Source organism: Wenyingzhuangia fucanilytica (assembly GCF_001697185.1).
GTDB classification, from domain to species: Bacteria; Bacteroidota; Bacteroidia; order Flavobacteriales; family Flavobacteriaceae; genus Wenyingzhuangia; species Wenyingzhuangia fucanilytica.
In genome coordinates, this window is sequence record NZ_CP014224.1 from 3215337 (window position 1) to 3232837 (window position 17501).

The 17501-nt window shown below is 31.4% G+C and carries 15 protein-coding genes; 3 read left to right on the top strand and 12 right to left on the bottom strand.

Annotation, left to right across the window (positions count from 1 at the left end):
- Positions 1 to 84: 84 nt before the first annotated feature.
- From sufD to AXE80_RS13315, 5 genes are all read right to left on the bottom strand, one after another.
- The gene (sufD, locus tag AXE80_RS13295; protein ID WP_068828172.1) at positions 85 to 1389 is read right to left on the bottom strand and encodes a Fe-S cluster assembly protein SufD; all 1305 of its coding nucleotides are present in this window, start codon (positions 1387 to 1389) and stop codon (positions 85 to 87) included.
- Positions 1390 to 1482: 93 nt separating this feature from the next.
- On the bottom strand, positions 1483 to 2220 hold the full coding sequence (gene sufC / locus AXE80_RS13300; protein WP_068828174.1) for a Fe-S cluster assembly ATPase SufC: 738 nt from the start codon (positions 2218 to 2220) through the stop codon (positions 1483 to 1485).
- A 63-nt stretch (positions 2221 to 2283) separates the two neighbouring features.
- Positions 2284 to 2646 carry a four helix bundle protein gene (locus AXE80_RS13305; RefSeq protein WP_068828176.1) on the bottom strand — a complete coding sequence of 121 codons (363 nt, stop codon included), beginning with the start codon at positions 2644 to 2646 and terminating at the stop codon, positions 2284 to 2286.
- A 51-nt stretch (positions 2647 to 2697) separates the two neighbouring features.
- Positions 2698 to 4146, bottom strand: coding sequence for a Fe-S cluster assembly protein SufB (gene sufB, locus AXE80_RS13310; RefSeq protein ID WP_068828178.1), 1449 nt, complete (start codon positions 4144 to 4146; stop codon positions 2698 to 2700).
- A 94-nt stretch (positions 4147 to 4240) separates the two neighbouring features.
- A complete protein-coding gene (locus AXE80_RS13315; RefSeq protein ID WP_068828180.1) occupies positions 4241 to 4570 on the bottom strand; it encodes a HesB/IscA family protein in 330 nt (109 codons plus the stop codon).
- Between the two features lie 190 nt (positions 4571 to 4760).
- Here AXE80_RS13315 and thiL point away from each other — a divergent pair, with 190 nt between their 5' ends.
- Positions 4761 to 5825 carry a thiamine-phosphate kinase gene (gene thiL, locus AXE80_RS13320; RefSeq protein ID WP_068828182.1) on the top strand — a complete coding sequence of 355 codons (1065 nt, stop codon included), beginning with the start codon at positions 4761 to 4763 and terminating at the stop codon, positions 5823 to 5825.
- Between the two features lie 190 nt (positions 5826 to 6015).
- On the opposite strand, the gene AXE80_RS13325 is transcribed toward thiL, so the two are convergent.
- The 3 genes from AXE80_RS13325 to AXE80_RS13335 form a co-directional block, all read right to left on the bottom strand.
- Positions 6016 to 6726 carry a 3'-5' exonuclease gene (locus AXE80_RS13325; RefSeq protein ID WP_068828184.1) on the bottom strand — a complete coding sequence of 237 codons (711 nt, stop codon included), beginning with the start codon at positions 6724 to 6726 and terminating at the stop codon, positions 6016 to 6018.
- Positions 6727 to 6822: 96 nt separating this feature from the next.
- Complete coding sequence (locus AXE80_RS13330; RefSeq protein WP_068828186.1) at positions 6823 to 7944, bottom strand: hypothetical protein; 1122 nt, start codon at positions 7942 to 7944, stop codon at positions 6823 to 6825.
- A gap of 190 nt (positions 7945 to 8134) precedes the next feature.
- A complete protein-coding gene (locus tag AXE80_RS13335) occupies positions 8135 to 10897 on the bottom strand; it encodes a TonB-dependent receptor (RefSeq protein ID WP_068828187.1) in 2763 nt (920 codons plus the stop codon).
- A 202-nt stretch (positions 10898 to 11099) separates the two neighbouring features.
- Here AXE80_RS13335 and AXE80_RS13340 point away from each other — a divergent pair, with 202 nt between their 5' ends.
- Positions 11100 to 11789: a response regulator transcription factor gene (locus AXE80_RS13340; protein ID WP_068828189.1), complete on the top strand. Its 690-nt coding sequence runs from the start codon at positions 11100 to 11102 to the stop codon at positions 11787 to 11789.
- A 73-nt stretch (positions 11790 to 11862) separates the two neighbouring features.
- The gene (locus tag AXE80_RS13345; RefSeq protein WP_237340614.1) at positions 11863 to 12819 is read left to right on the top strand and encodes a sensor histidine kinase; all 957 of its coding nucleotides are present in this window, start codon (positions 11863 to 11865) and stop codon (positions 12817 to 12819) included.
- Here AXE80_RS13345 and AXE80_RS13350 read toward each other — a convergent pair.
- From AXE80_RS13350 to AXE80_RS13365, 4 genes are all read right to left on the bottom strand, one after another.
- Entirely contained in the window at positions 12800 to 13864 is a 1065-nt protein-coding gene (locus AXE80_RS13350) for a glycosyltransferase (RefSeq protein WP_068828193.1), read from the bottom strand. The two genes, AXE80_RS13345 and AXE80_RS13350, sit on opposite strands and share 20 nt — an antisense overlap.
- Before the next feature lie 105 nt (positions 13865 to 13969).
- A complete protein-coding gene (gene purD / locus AXE80_RS13355; protein WP_068828195.1) occupies positions 13970 to 15244 on the bottom strand; it encodes a phosphoribosylamine--glycine ligase in 1275 nt (424 codons plus the stop codon).
- A gap of 3 nt (positions 15245 to 15247) precedes the next feature.
- On the bottom strand, positions 15248 to 15823 hold the full coding sequence (locus tag AXE80_RS13360; protein ID WP_068828197.1) for a sugar transferase: 576 nt from the start codon (positions 15821 to 15823) through the stop codon (positions 15248 to 15250).
- A gap of 9 nt (positions 15824 to 15832) precedes the next feature.
- On the bottom strand, positions 15833 to 17485 hold the full coding sequence (locus AXE80_RS13365; protein ID WP_068828199.1) for a DUF6909 family protein: 1653 nt from the start codon (positions 17483 to 17485) through the stop codon (positions 15833 to 15835).
- Positions 17486 to 17501 lie beyond the last annotated feature (16 nt).

Genomic DNA, 17501 nt, shown 5'->3' on the forward strand with positions numbered 1-17501 from the left:
TCTCATGCAAGAGAGAATCTATGGTATAAAAAAAGCTTCATAATTTCTTATGAAGCTTTTTTTATATTTTGGATAATCAGTTTTTTAGATTTCGTCAAAACGGATATTTACTCCTAATTTATCAGCCATTAACTGGTTAATCTTACGCTTTAAAGCAGGAATCTTTACCTCTTTAATAGCATCAGAACAGAAAGCAAACATTAATAATGCTTCTGCCTCAACCTTAGGAATTCCTCTTTGTTGCATGTAAAATAAAGCAGATTTATCTAACTGCCCAATTGTACATCCGTGAGAACATTTTACATCATCTGCAAAAATTTCTAACTGAGGTTTAGAGTTAATTGTTGCTGTATCAGAAATCAACACAGAATCGTTTTGTTGATATGCATTAATTCTTTGAGCAGCTTGATCTACAATTACTTTACCATTAAAAACTCCTGTAGATTTACCTCCGTAAATTCCTTTGTAAGTTTCATTAGACTGGCAATCTGGTGATTTATGATCTACTAAAGTATGATTATCTACCAACTGATCTCCTTCTAAAATAGTAACACCATTTAAGATAGAATCGCAACCAGGTCCATTTTGAGAGAACGACAAGTTATTTCTAGTAATATTACCGCCAAAAGAAAAAGTATATACAGAAGCAACTGTATCTCTTTCTTGAGCCACAAAAGTTGCATCAACTAAAGAAGCATCATTTTTATCATTCTGAATTTTATACAAATCAAAAATTCCATTCTGACCTACAAAAACTTCAGTTACTACATTGTTAAAAGTAGCTACATCTGCTAAAGATTGATGACGTTCAATAAACTTAACTTGAGCATTTTTTCCTACAATAATTAAGTTTCTAGGTTGTAACAACATTGCAGTTGTTTCTCCAGAAGCTAAATAAACCAACTCTACAGGCTTAGAAACAACTTTGCTTTTAGATACTTCAATAACGACTCCTTCGTTTGTAAAAGCAGTGTTTAAATCCGTTAAACTAGTTTTTCCTTTAGCTAAGCTATTGTATTTGTTTTTGAAAATATCTTCATAAGCAGCATCTTCTATTGCTTCTGACAATAATTTTACAGAAACCTCATCAATAGTATCAGATAATGAAGCATTAAAAACACCATCAACAAAAACCATTTTATAAGAATCTAACCCCTCTACCAAATAAGGAGCAATGGTTTCTGCAGTTACAGATGTTGCTTGTGCAGACTCAATTCCGTATTCGTTTTTTAAGATACTTCTTAAGCTTGTGTATTTCCACTCCTCATCTTTGGTTGTTGGAAAACCTTTTTGAGAAAACGCTTCAAAAGCTTCTTTTTTATAATTTTCTACAGTTACGTTCTTAGCTGTTCCCTTAAACGCTTCTGCCAATTTATTTTGTAAACTCATATTGTTTAGTTTATAAAGTTGAAAGTTAAAAAGTAGAAAAGTAGAAAAGTAGGACTTTAATATCTTTGTACTTTATGAACTTTATAACACATCTTACTTTAACCAGTCGTAACCTTTAGCTTCTAATTCTAAAGCCAATTCTTTACCTCCTGATTTTACTATTTTACCATCTGCTAAAACGTGTACAAAATCTGGAACGATATAATCTAACAAACGTTGATAGTGAGTAATTACAACTACTGCATTATCTTTAGATTTTAACTTATTTACTCCGTTAGCTACAATTCTTAAAGCATCAATATCTAATCCTGAATCTGTTTCATCCAAAATTGCCAATTTAGGCTCTAACATTGCCATTTGAAAAATTTCGTTACGCTTTTTTTCTCCTCCAGAAAATCCTTCGTTTAAAGAACGAGACAAGAAAGTTTTATCAATTTCTAATAAAGCTGCTTTTTCTTTAATTTTCTTTAACATTTCAGCCGCAGGCATATCTTCTAAACCTTGAGCTTTACGCTTAGCGTTAATAGCGGTTTTAATGAAGTTTGTTACTGTTACACCTGGAATCTCTACAGGATATTGAAAAGATAAAAACACTCCTTTATGAGCTCTTTCATCTGGTCCTAATTCACTTAAATCCTCACCCTCTAAAGTAATAGATCCTTCAGTTACTTCATAATTTTCATTTCCAGTAACTACAGAAGCAAGCGTACTTTTACCAGCTCCATTTGGTCCCATAATAGCGTGAACCTCACCTGCTTTTACTTCAATATTCAATCCTTTTAAGATATCGTTATCTTCTACTTTTGCGTGTAAATTTTCTATTTTTAACATTCTATGAATAGTTTTAAAGTTAAAAGTTGCAAAGTTATCAAGTAACTTTATAGAACTCCAACTCTATTTATTTAAATATTTTATTAAACCACTTATAATTTTTGAAATCTCTAAAACTTCATTTATTAATTTGTCAAATTGTATTTCATCAATATATTTTAAATCAAAAGCTAAATATAATTGTGACCTAACTTCTCCTGCTGATGCTTTTGCTATATATAAAAAATGAATAAATTCTTTATTTGTATTTCGTTCAAACCCTTCTGCTATATTAGAAGATATTGAAACTGAAGCTCTTCTTATTTGTCTTGCTAAATCAAAATCTTTAGAAAAAAACCCATCATTTGTAATTGTGTAAATTACTTTGTTGAATAGTCTTGCTTTTTTCCAAGCTTCAATTTCCTCAAAAGAACTAAACCGAGCCAAACTTAAAACACTTTTTACTTTATAACTTTTTAACTTGACAACTCATTTTTATTATCCAACACTTCCTTCTAAACTGATTTCTAATAATTTTTGTGCTTCTACAGCAAACTCCATTGGTAATTTATTTAATACCTCTTTACTAAATCCGTTTACAATTAATGCAATCGCTTTTTCAGTATCTATACCACGTTGGTTACAGTAAAACAATTGATCTTCACCAATTTTACTTGTAGTTGCCTCATGCTCTATTTTAGCCGATTTGTTTTTAACCTCTATATATGGAAAAGTATGTGCTCCACATAAATCACCCATCAACAAAGAATCACATTGAGAGAAGTTACGAGCATTTTCTGCTTTAGGATTTACCCTTACCAAACCTCTATAACTATTGTGAGAATGTCCAGCAGAAATACCTTTAGAAATAATTGTACTCTTAGTATTATTCCCTAAGTGTACCATTTTTGTTCCTGTATCTGCTTGTTGATAATTATTTGTTACTGCAATAGAATAAAATTCTCCAGTAGAATTATCACCTTTTAAAATACATGATGGATATTTCCAAGTTACCGCAGAACCTGTTTCTACTTGTGTCCAAGATACTTTTGCGTTCTTTTCACAAACAGCTCTTTTGGTTACAAAATTGTAAACCCCACCTTTACCAGCAGCATCTCCAGGGAACCAGTTTTGAACAGTTGAATATTTAATTTCAGCATCATCTAAAGCTATTAACTCTACCACTGCTGCATGCAATTGATTTTCATCTCTACTTGGTGCAGTACATCCTTCTAAATAACTTACAAAAGAACCTTCATCAGCAATTACCAATGTACGCTCAAACTGCCCCGTTCCACTTTCGTTAATACGGAAATAAGTAGACAATTCCATTGGACAAGTAACTCCTTTTGGAATATAACAGAAAGAACCATCTGTAAACACAGCTGAATTTAATGCTGCATAAAAGTTATCTGTTTTAGGAACTACAGAACCCATATATTTCTTTACCAATTCTGGATGCTCTTTAATTGCTTCAGAAATTGGACAGAAAATAATTCCTTTTTCGTTTAGGGTCTTTTTAAATGTTGTAGCTACAGAAACAGAATCCACTACAATATCTACTGCAATGTTTTGTAATTTCTTTTGTTCATCAACAGAAATTCCTAGTTTTTTATACATTTCTAACAACTCAGGATCTACATCATCTAAGCTTTTGTTAGGATCCGCTTTTTTAGGTGCAGAATAGTAACTAATGTTTTGAAAATCTGGTTTTTCGTAACGTACGTTTGCCCATTCTGGCTCGGCCATAGCCTCCCATTTGCGGAAAGCATCTAAACGCCATTCCGTCATCCATTCTGGCTCTTCCTTTTTTAAAGAAATTGCTCTGATTACATCTTCATTAAGTCCTTTAGGAAATGTTTCTGCATCTAAATAAGTATAGAATCCATATTCATACTCTTTAGTTTTTAATTCTTCCCTTAAGTCGTCTTCTGTATATTTACTCATTACTTCGTAATTAAAAATTGAATATTCTAAACTCAAGTGCTATACTTAAATTTATCCTATTTCTCTCTTTTCTTATTTTTTTAATAAAACTTGATTATAGTGAAAAACTTTCACCACAACCACAAGTTCTGTTAGCATTAGGATTGTTAAAAACAAATCCTGTTCCGTTCAATCCTCCAGAATATTCCAAAGTTGTTCCTACTAGGTATAAAAAGCTTTTCTTATCAACAACAATCTTAACTCCGTTGTCTTCAAAAACTTTATCTCCTTCTTGTTGCTCTTTATCAAACTTTAAATCGTACGATAACCCAGAACATCCTCCACTCTTTACTCCCACTCTAACAAAATCATTAGCAGCATCATAACCATCATCGGTCATTAATTCTACAACTTTTTTCTTAGCGATATCCGATACTTTTATCATAACTTAAATAGATTAAATCTAAACGTCCGCAAATTTACCATTTTTAAACTGATTTTTATCATTAGAGATATGAATAATATTTATTATACAATAGACTTCCTCAATGTAAAATGTATCTTTGCGAATTATTAGTGATTTCTTATACTTCATTAGTAGTTTAAATACACAAACCTTTCAAATTTCAAAGTATATGTTAGAAGATAAAGCGCCTCAAAAAACAGACATTGCAAGTCTAGGAGAATTTGGTTTAATTTCTCACTTAACACAATATTTTACCATTACTCAAAATTCAACTGTTAAAGGTGTAGGTGATGATTGTGCTGTTTTAGATGCAAAAGGTTTAAAAACCCTTGTTACTACAGATTTGTTAGTAGAAGGAATTCACTTTAACTTATCGTACATGCCATTAAAGCATTTAGGATATAAAGCCGTAATGGTTAATTTATCTGATGTATATGCCATGAATGCAGAAGCTAGTCAGATTACAGTATCTATTGCTTTGTCAAACAGATTTCCTTTAGAAGCTGTAGAAGAATTGTACAGTGGAATTCAATTAGCTTGTGAAAAATACAATGTTGATTTAGTTGGAGGTGATACTACCTCATCTACCAAAGGGTTGCTAATAAGCGTAACTGCAATTGGGCATGCCGAAGATGATAAAATTACTTACCGTAACACCGCAAAAGAAAATGATTTACTAGTGGTTACTGGTGATTTAGGAGCTGCTTATTTAGGTTTTCAAGTTTTAGAACGCGAAAAACAAGTGTTTGAAGTAGATCCAAACAATCAACCTGATTTAGATGAATACACTTATTTAATTGAACGTCAATTAAAGCCAGAAGCTAGAAAAGATATTGTTAAAATTTTACATGATTTAGAGGTTGTACCCACTTCTATGATTGACATTTCTGATGGTTTATCATCCGAAGCCATTCATATTTGTCAGCAATCAAAAGTAGGATGTAATATTTATGAAGATAAACTTCCTTTAGACCCTCAAGTAATTTCTACTTGCGAAGAATTTGATTTAAACAGCACCACAGTTGCCCTAAATGGTGGAGAGGATTATGAATTATTGTTCACCATTGCTCAAAGTGATTTTGATAAAATTAAAGGAAATCCACACTTAACTGTTATTGGTCACATGACTGATGAGGCTAGTGGAATGAATTTAATTACTCGTGGATCTAATCAATCTGTACCTTTAACTGCACAGGGTTGGAATGCTTTGTTAGATCAAAATACTGATTCGTAAACAATGATGATGATTTACATCTACATCATCTAATAAATAAAAAAGTCCAAACTGATAAAGTTTGGACTTTTTTATTTTACAAGTTCTTGACTTCGCTCGCCCTCCTTAATCTCAAAACAGGTCATCGAGCGGAGACGAGATGAGAAACTTTTAAATTAGAGAACTTATTCCGAGAAAAGTCTTCCTATAATTATTTAGCAACAAAAACCACATCCTCATCACTAACAATTTTTTCATTGTTAAAACGCAAATACACCCTTGCCAAAGCCAAAACATCTTGTTCACAATAACGAACAATTCTAGGTAGGTCATCTTGTTCATAAAAAACAGTTCCTACTTGGCTACCATCTATATCTCCTTTGGGACTTGGAACCCCTAATAAATGTGTTAATAGCTTTAAGGAAGTATAGTGTTTGTAATCTCCAAACTTCCACAACTCCAAAGTATCTAAATGTGGTATTTCCCATGGTTTTTTTCCAAACAAGTTTAATTTAACAGGTAAATCTAACCCGTGCACAATCATTCTACGAGCAATAAAAGGGAAATCGAACTCTTTAGCGTTATGACCACATAAAAGCTGTTGTGGTTGATTAAAATGAACTTCTAACAACTTTTTAAAACCTATTAAAATTTCTTTCTCGTCTTTAGAGGCAAAAGAGGTGATTCTTAATTCTTGGTTAACAAAATACCCAACAGATATACACACAACTTTTCCAAATTCTGCCCAAATTCCTGCATTGCTATAAAACTCTTCCGCACTTATTTCCTCGCCTCTTTTATAAGCCGTTTTGTTTTCAAACAAGTCTTTTTCAACATCAGGAACTTCAGAAAACGTTTTGTACAATGGAACTGTTTCAATATCTAAAAAGAGAATATTTTCTTTTTGAGTTTTAAAATTCATAACTAGCTTTTTCTTTTAAAGATAAAAAAAACTAAAACGCACAAAAAACCCCACCTTTAAAAAGGTGGGGTTTTGATATTTTATAAAATATTAACCTTATTGGATGTCAGAAGCCCAAGATGGTTTAGCAGCTCCATTTCCAGCTCCTGTAGCAGTTGTAGCACCTGAAAAAGTAGCTACATTTAAATCTGCTCCTACCTCAGTAAATTGATAGTCAGTAATTGTAAAATCACCTGCAGAAACTCTTGCAGCAGCAGCTGTATCGTCTCCAGAAATTTTACAAGCAGTAGCTATACCATCAACAAATAAATTTGTATAAGCTTGCTTACCTCCTCCTTCTTTAAAGTTGATCGCTTGTTCTGAAGCTGTAAAGTCTGTACCTCCTTTTACAATAGAAACATTGTTAATTGTAGCATCTGTCATTGGAGTAACAGCTCCATCATTACCGTTGTTAGATCCTTCAATACCTGCTTTTGTTACACCTGAAATATAAACATAGTTTATAGTACCTACATATCCATCTGCAAAATCTAAAGAATCGTCATATGCATTTTCTATAACAAGATGATCAGCATTTACTGCACCTCCAAAAAACTCAATTCCATCATCACCTGATTCATAAGCATAGATATGATTAACTGTAGTACCAGAACCAACTGCAAAGAAAGAAACTCCATTAAACTCTTTGCTTGCCGTAAATTTAGCACCTGTATATTCTATTCTTAAATATTCAATAGTACCTGAAGAATCTGAATTATCAGAACCTCCATAACTTAATGCTCCTACTTCAGAAGTACCATCTGCTCCTGTATTAGCAATACCGTTACCGCAAATTACTAAACCTCCCCAATCACTTTGAGCTTTTGATGATTTTCCAGAAGTCATAACCACAGGATTACCTGCTACACCATTAATATTAATTGTTGCATTTCTTTCTACAGCAATATATAAAGATGTTGCCTCTTCTGTTGCAGAAGATTCGATTCTTGTTCCTGCAGGAATTGTTAATGTTGCTCCAGATCTAACAACTAAAGCTCCTGTTAAAGTGTATGTTTCTGAAGCATCTAGAGTAACAACTCCTTCTGTGATGTCTCCTTTTAAATCATTTACTTTTAACTCAAAAGAGCCATTATCTCCTCCATTGTCATCGTTATCTTTATTACAACTTGTGAAGGTTAATGCTGCAATAGCTAACATTGATAAAATTGATTTTTTCATCTTAAATAAAATTTTGTTTTGTTTATGTTTCAAATTTTTGTTGTCACAAAGAAAATACAAACACCTCTATATCATCGTTAAGGACTTATTAAGTTGTTGTTAAGTATGATTTGAATATTGTAAAATTATTGTTAACAAAAAAGGTGGACATATGTCCACCTTTTTTGTTTTATCTTTATAAGCTAAGTCATTAAAAAGTATACCCTAACGACAAACTAAAACTTGTTCCTGTTTTATATGAACTAACCAATATATCATCTACAATACTACCTGGTACATCACTTTGCACTTGTTCTCTCTTATAAACTGGATTTAATATGTTTTTTATCGATAGTCCAACTTTAAGTTTCTCCGAAAGATTAGATTTTAATATAAAATCTAATTGATTAATTGATTTATCAACTAAGTTCCCTCTATTAGAAGTACCTAAAACGGCTAGTTTATCTGAGAAATACCCATATGAAAGTGTTGCTGTTAAATCCTTGTTTTCTGAAATCTCTCTAAAAAAACTAACATCTGCATTTGCTAAAACATCAGAAGCTCCTGCAAGTCTAGAGTTCTCAAATGTAAAATCAGCAGAAATTTCATTTTCTCTCTTTACTTTTTCAGAATCTAATTCTTGATCATGATATATATATGATGCATTTAATCCGAATGATAATTTTGTTTGTAACAAATCTTCGTTTTCTACAACAAAAAGATTTTTTCTTAATTCAAATTCTACCCCAATGGCTTTTGCAACATCTCCACTATTCACATAACTAATATCTGTTGATGGACTAATAAACACCGCATTAATTGGGTTTTGAATGATTTTTCCAAAAGTTGTTACAGAAACTAATTCACCATTTCCTGGAAATAATTCCCACCCTAAATCTAAGTTGTAATTTGTAGACTCATATAAATCTGGATTTCCAATATATGCTTGGTTAACTTCCTCGAACAACATTTTTACTTTTTCCTTAAACTGTGGTAAAGTATATGTTTGACTAAAAGCTAGTTTTAAATTTTGTTTATCATTTAATTTAAATTTTGAAATTAAACTTGGTAAAACTTTTAATGCTGTAAAATCTGAACTATCTCCTGCTGGCTGCAATGAAGTTTTATAATCAATTAACTGACTAACTGATTCTATTCTAGTACCCAATATAGTTGTTAACCTAGGCGTTAATTTGTATTGTAAACTTAAAAACAATGAGTTTACAAAAAGTGACCCCTCGTATGAGTTATTAATTGCTCTTACTACATCACTTCCGTTAAACATAGATGGATTAAAAAAAGAATCTACATTATGTATGTCTTGTTTTGAAAAATTAAATTTATTTTCTTTAGGAAAAAATGAATACTGATTTGACACAAAATCTATTGATTTAAACCTCCCTGAATACCCTACTGTGAATTTCCCTTTATAATCTTCCTCATCACTAGCAAATTTATATGATGCTGAAAGATTCGTTGAAAATTCATTTTCGTTTAAATCCTGAAAGAATCTATGATTATGAATAGACGAATTCACATAAAAAGTATAGTTATCTGAACCATCTCTAGAAGGAACGAAAGTATTTTGCATACGATCCGGAATAACATTGTTTAAGAGACTGTATCCAACAGCCCAATCAATATCTAACTTTTCATTTAAGTTATGTTTACCTACTAATTGATTAACGATTAACTGAGTTTTATCAAATGTACCTCTTTTAATGAACCCACTAAAATCTGTACTATTTACACCTCCATCAAAATCTTGATTTGTTCCTTCATACTCACTATATTCTTGAGATGTTGAATTTAAAAACAACGTAGTAAATAAAATTGAATTCTGTTGGTTAATTTTATAATCTGCTGTTCCCATAACAGTAGTATTGGTACCATATTTATACGATTTTTTATTAAAATCAGAATTGATAAAACCTTGTGCACTAATATTACCTCTACTCACTCCTTCTACATATTTATTATCTGCATCGAATGAACCTGTAATAAAAGCGTTTATTTTACCCGCTTCTCCCAAATCAAATTTCTTTCCACCAGATAAAGAAACACTATTATTCAATGTGTTTTTTCTTGTTTGTCTATCCCAACTAGTTGAGTAATTCGGAGATAAAGGATTAGATGGTCTTTCTACAGTTTTAAATCCAAAATAACTTGGACCATCTTGTAAATAAAAATTATCCAAACCTATTACATTACTGTTAGCTCCTAATCCTAAACCTATTTTAGCATATGGAGTTCCTGAGAATTTCTTTGCATTAATATTAATATTTGCTCCCCCAAAGTCTGCATAATTTTGAGATTCAAAAGTTTTGCTTATCCCAACATATTCAACGATATCTGTAGAAAAAATATCAAGACTTATGTTTTTGTTTGATGGATTGTTTGATGGTAATGGTAATCCATTTAAAGTAGTAACATTATATCTATCTCCTAAACCTCTTACAAAAATACTTCCAGAACCCCCTTCTTGTTTAGTAACCCCAGCAGCCTTTGTAACAGCCGTTGCAACATCTCCAACTCCTTTTTTAGAAAGTTCTTCTGCTCCAATTGCTGTTACAATTTCAACAGCATCTTTTTGCACTTCCATTAAAGCCTCTTCACTCTCTTTATTGATAACAGCGGTTAAAACTACTGCATCTAAGGCATCGGCAACAGATTTCATTACGATAGTAATGTTTTGTGTAGCTCCTGCTTTTACGGTAACTTGTTTTTTTACAGTTTCGTACCCAACAAAATCAAAAACAAGAGTATGCACTCCTGCTGTTAATTGAATGGAGTAATTTCCATCAAAGTCTGAAGTAGTACCAACGCTATTGTTTGTACTATCATAAACACTAACAAAAGGTAAAGGCTCTAAGCCCATATCCTGATCTTGAATTTTTCCTGAAATGGTTCCTTTTGATTGTGCAACTGTTAATACACTCACCAAAGTAAAAAATGTAACTAATAAATTTCTCATTATCAATGCTATATTTGTTTAAAAGCGGTGCAAAAGTCTATAAATAATGCCTTAAAACGTGCAATATATCATTACCTTTATGTTAAACTATTGTTAACAACAACCCAATATTAGGTTAAGTAAAGCTTACTGTTAAATGATTGTTAACAAACTCTTTTGTATCTTGTAAAACAGTAATTTTGCACAGAATAAGAACAAAAAAATGGAAACAAATCAAATTAAAATACTTTTAGTAGATGACGAACCAGACATCTTAGAAATTGTTGGTTATAATCTTAAAAAAGAAGGATATGATATTTACACTGCCGAAAATGGTTTAGAAGCTGTAAATCAGGCAAAAAAAATACAACCTCATTTAATTTTATTAGATGTAATGATGCCCGGAATGGATGGTGTTGAAGCTTGCGAAAAAATTAGAGAAATTCCTGATTTAGGAGATGTAATCATTTCTTTTTTTACTGCTAGAGGTGAAGATTATAGCCAAGTTGCTGGGTTTGATGCTGGAGCAGATGACTATATTACCAAGCCTATTAAGCCAAAATTACTTATTAGTAAGATTAAATCTTTATTAAGAAGAGTTAAAGAAGAAGGAAGTAATAATAGTACTGAATTAGGAGGAATTACCATAGACCGTGATGAATACCTAATTATTAAAGATGGTGATAAAATTGTATTGCCTAGAAAAGAATTTGAACTTTTTTCTTTATTAACATCTAAACCAGGTAAAGTTTTCAATAGAGAATCTATCATGAAAAAAGTTTGGGGTAGCGATGTAGTTGTAGGAGACAGAACTATTGATGTACATATTAGAAAACTACGCGAAAAAATTGGTGACGATTACTTTAAAACCGTTAAGGGTGTAGGATATAAGTTTATTTTACATGAAAATTAAAAACTTTTTACTTTTTTCTATTCTCCTCTCTTTTGTACTTGTTGCTTGCATTAATGCTGCCATTATCTTTTTTATGTATAATACATTAGAAAAGGTTAACATTAACGCACTGCTTCTTTTTTCTGGAATACTATTTATATTGCTTTCTATAATATTAAATAGTGGTATAAATAATTATATTAATTACAGAATTGATAAAATTTACAACCAAGTAAACTCTCTAAAAAAAAGAAGAATTTCTAGAATTAATGTTAATGCTGATGAATTTGATTTTTTAGCAAGAGACATTTTAAAATACTCGTACAAAAAGAAAAGAGAAATTAGCAAGTTAAACTATCGTGAAAATTACAGACGTGATTTTTTAGGAAACGTTGCTCACGAACTAAAAACACCTTTATTTACCGTACAGGGTTACTTACTAACTTTAATTGAAGGAGCTGCCGAAAACAGAGAAATTAGAGAAAAGTATTTAAAAAGAGCCAATCTTGCTATTGAAAGACTTAGCGAAATTGTTAGTGATCTAGACTTAATCACAAAACTAGAAACCAATGGTTTAAAACTAAAAATGGATACTTTTAATATTCTTAAAGTCATCCAAAAAGTTTTTGATTTACTAGAAATGCAAGCCAAAAAGAAAAACATTAAACTTACTTTAGATAAGTTCTATGATATTCCTGAATTTGTTTTGGCTGATGAAACTAAAATGGAACAGGTTTTAATTAACCTGGTAATGAACTCCATTAAGTACGGAAAAGTTGGAGGAACTACTATTGTTTCTGTTGACTATGAAGATGAAGACAAATTAATTGTTAAAGTTACCGACAACGGTGAAGGGGTTGCAGAAGCAGATGTTCCTAGATTATTTGAACGCTTTTATAGAGTAGATAAAAGTAGATCTAGAGATCAAGGAGGTTCTGGTCTTGGTTTGGCTATTGTTAAACACATTATAGAGGCCCACGAACAAACTATCGATGTAACAAGTACTGTTGGTCAAGGATCAACTTTTTACTTTACACTTGAGAAAGCTTAAAAGCATTTTTTAAATAAACAGAAATATGATGTTGAGGACTCTTTTTAAAAGATACCTCAACATTTTTTTTGCTTAATAATGCTATCTTAAAATCCTTTTCACAACTAGAATTGGCCATCTCTTTTTCTCTTAAATACTCAGCCAAATACTCTTGTTCGGTTTGCCCTGGAGTCGGAATATAAAATGCCGATTTTTCTAAGATCAACAAATCCATCACCGTACTATAACCCGATCTTGATATCACTTGCTCAGAAGCGTTAATAGCTGTTTGTAACTCATTAGACAACAAATAATCAACTACCTCAACATTGGGCGGAAAAACCCTATCAGAAGCTTTTAAACTCCCTCTTACCAACAACACCTTTCCTTTAAAATGTTTTAATTCATTATACATTAAATCTTCCAAAGCTTTTCTTTGCCCTTCTACCCCAGACAACAAGACCAATAAATTGTATTTAATTGGAATATTTTGTTTTTTAAACCTAGATAAAATTCCAATATATTGAACAGTTAAATTTGATGTGTTTTTTGATAAATCTCCCGAAAACAAACTACTTTCTACATCAGGAACCCAACATTCTTTATGTTTTTTAATGAAATAATGATGCGCTTTATTTACCCATTTAGAAAAAAATCCCGCTTTAATATTTAATTGATGAGTAATATAAACCGATGAAATTTGAGGATGATAAATCCCTAATCTATTATCTGATATTATTCCAACTATTTCCTTTTTATTTAAAGAGATGTATTGTTTAATAACTGAATGCTCTCTAATAATTCCAGCAAGTATTTTAGGTAAGTTTAAACACATTGATAAGCTAAAACTTTTTCCGTATTTAATACCATAAGAAGGCAACGCTATATATTCTAGTGTTGGAAATTCTTTTTGCAAAAAAGCCAAAGCAGCTCCATCTGATGCAATTACAGGTACATAATCTAAATTGATAATTTCTCTAATAATAGGAATGCAACGACTTGCGTGTCCCCAACCCCAGTTTAAAGGAGCTACTATTATTTTTTTAGAAACTATTTTATTTGACATGCTTAAAAGTAAGAAAAGTAGCTAGAAAGAATCTTTTAGAAACTACAAAATCGCTTTGTCTAACCAATAAACAAAGCGATTTTAAAATATTATTAATTATAAAAATTACATCAAATCAAAACCGATGTCTTTTCTATAATTCATTTTATCAAAAGAAATTTTATCAATAGTTCTGTAAGATTTTGCCAAAGCAGAAGGAATATCATCTCCAAAAGAAGTAACCGCTAAAACACGACCTCCGTTTGTAACAATTTCTCCATCTTTTACAGTAGTTCCTGCATGATAAACAATAGACTCTTCTTCGTTTTCTGTTCCTGTAATTACATCTCCTTTTCCATAAGCTTCTGGATAACCACCAGCCACCACAACAACAGTTGTTGCTGTTCTAGGATCTACTTCATAAGATTTAGATTCTAAGGTTTGATTAGCTACTCCTTCAAATAAATCTAACAAATCAGAAGTAATACGTGGTAAAACAGCTTCGGTTTCTGGATCTCCCATACGTACATTGTATTCAATTACATAAGGATCTCCACCAATGTTCATCAATCCGATAAAGATAAATCCACGGTAATCTATACCATCTTTTTGTAAACCTTCTACAGTAGGTTTAACCACTCTATCTTCAACTTTTTTAATAAACGCTTCATCAGCAAATGGTACTGGAGAAATAGCTCCCATACCCCCTGTGTTTAAACCAGTATCTCCTTCTCCAATTCTTTTATAATCTTTAGCCGATGGCAATACTTTGTATCCTTTTCCATCAGTTAAAACAAAAACAGATAATTCAATTCCGTCTAAATATTCTTCAATCACTACTTTAGAAGATGCTACACCAAATTTTTCGTTGGTTAACATATCTGCTAATTCCTCTTTAGCCTCTTGTAAGTTGTCAATAATCAACACTCCTTTACCCGCGGCCAAACCATCTGCTTTTAATACAAATGGTGGTTTTAACGTTTCTAAAAACGCTTGTCCCTCGGCAACTGTATCTTTTGTAAAAGCTTCGTATTTTGCAGTAGGAACTCCATGTTTAAACATGAATTTTTTAGAAAATTCTTTAGAACCTTCTAATTCTGCTCCATCTTTTTTAGGTCCAATAACAGGAATATCTTTTAAATCTTCATCAGCTAAGAAAAAATCGTGAACCCCAGCAACTAAAGGAGCTTCTGGCCCAACTACCACCATGTTGATGTTGTTTTCTAAAACGGCTTTTTTAACCGCTGGAAAATCAGTTGGATCTATGGCAATATTGTTTGCTATTTTAGCAGTACCAGCGTTTCCTGGTGCTAAAAATAACTTAGACAATTTTTTACTTTCAACTAACTTTTTTGCAAATGCGTGTTCTCTACCTCCAGAACCTAAAATAAGAATATTCATAATTTATTTACCTTTTCCTTTAATAACCACTACTATGGTATATAAGATGATTTTAATATCAGTCCACAAAGATAGGTTATCTAAATAAACTAAATCGTACCTAGCTCTAATTTTCATTTGAGCAAATGTATCGGCATAACCAAAACGTATTTGACCAAGTGATGTAATTCCAGGTTTTAAACATTGCAAATCGGCATAATTAGGGATTTCTTTAATAATATTGTCTAAAAACTGTTGTCTTTCGGGTCTTGGCCCCACAATACTCATATCACCAATTAACACATTAATAAACTGTGGAAATTCATCAATTCTATACTTACGAAGAAACTTTCCCATTTTAGTAATCCTAACTGTTTCTTCTGCCGATAATAAAGGATCATTCACAGGAGGGTAACCCTTCATCGTTCTTAATTTAAAAATATTAAAAAGCTTTCCCTGTTTCCCCACTCTTTGTTGAAAAAAGAAAGGTTTTTCACCTGTGGTGATTAAAATTAAAATAGCAATTAAAGGTATTAACCAAATTAAAATAGTTGCTACAACAATTAAAGAAAATAGAATATCAAATATTCGTTTTAACATGAATACGTGTTAATAATTAAAAATTTGCCCCAAAATAGCTTCTGTAATGGCATATGTTGGTTTAACACCTTTCATTCCCAATCCACCAGAAGCTAATGTACTTCCTGAGTGTAATGGATTATCCGATGCATAATAAGCATACCTTACTTTTACTTTTTTAGATATATGGTTTCTTACTTGGGAGGCAATTTGAATGGCTTTTTGATAATGAGCCCCTTCCATTTCTAACCCAACAGTATTCCAACTAGTACTTTTAAAATAGTTAAGAATAGATTTGTTTTGTAATGATGTTCCTAACACCGTAACCATATTTCCTGTAAAAGTATTCAAATTTAATTTTTTGAATTGATTTTCGTTCAATTCATTAGTAAAAAAATAATTATCAGCCGTTCCTTCTAAAATATGTGCAGTAGGAATCATAACATCTCCCTTGTCTCCAAACAAAATTCCGGCTTTCCCCATAATAGAAACAGATTCCACATCTAACTTTATTTCATCCTCTAAACCGTGATTGTATGGTTTTAACAATTCATCCATGGTTTCATAGGCTTGTTCTCCAAAAGCATAGTCCATTACAATAATTACCGGAGCCTTTTCTTTACTACTTTGATTAATAAAAGATGTATCAATAATTTGAACATCAATATTAGCTCCAGAAGTATCATTCACTTCTGTTAGTCCATTTTTTAAAGCGTATTGCAACACTTTATCTCTTTCTGCTTTGCTTTTTACTTCACTCAATTGCTTATACAGCATAAAAACATCTTCGCTTTTATAGTTTAATGCTTTTTTGGCGTATAAAACATTTAAAACAGAATGCATATTAGAGCTAATAATATGGATAGGTCTGCCTAACATACCTTTATTAAAAAGTACATTTTTAATATTTCTTGCCCAAATATTACCGTATATATGCTTTCCTACTTGATCTATCAAACCATCGCTAAAGCGAATTAATCTATATTGATTGTTTACTTTTTCTTGTGCAGCTAGGGTTCCTAAACCATAAATAATTTTAAAAAATTTATCTGGATTTTTTTTGGTTGATAACTGCTTGTAAACACTTTTAACCTCATCAAAACTTCTACTCAATAAATTAGACAAGTAAACAAATAACACTTCTCTATCTTCTTGAGTAATTTCATCCTTAGAAAGCACTAATTCTTGCAGTTTTTCCCACTCATGAGAAATTTCGTTTTTATACCCCACAAACATTCTGTTTAATAGCTTGTGAGATTCTAAGTACATAAAAGTTAAATGAGTTAAAACATCATAAATATCAGATCTACCACGAGTAATTTCAATATTCATCTGTTCTCCATCAATTCTATAACAATTTCGTCTTCTTTTTGGAGGAACTATTCTAGTAAAATGACCTTCGTCTAAACCTTCGGTTGCAGTTAAATTAATAAATCGACAACTTTCTATTCCTTCGGGTAATCTATCTAAAACATATAACAATCCTTGTAATTCAAACTTTTTGGGATCTGATATAGAACCATAAATTTCTGGTTCTAGCTCTAACAATGCTTTTCTTAGTGATGAACCAGACATTCCCATAGGTTTATAATGCCCTCTGTTAAAAAGGTGCAACATGGTTATGTACATGGTTTCTATAGCTCTTTTAGACTTTTGAGCCAGTATTTTTTCTTTGTGTTCCATAATGATGGAAGATAAG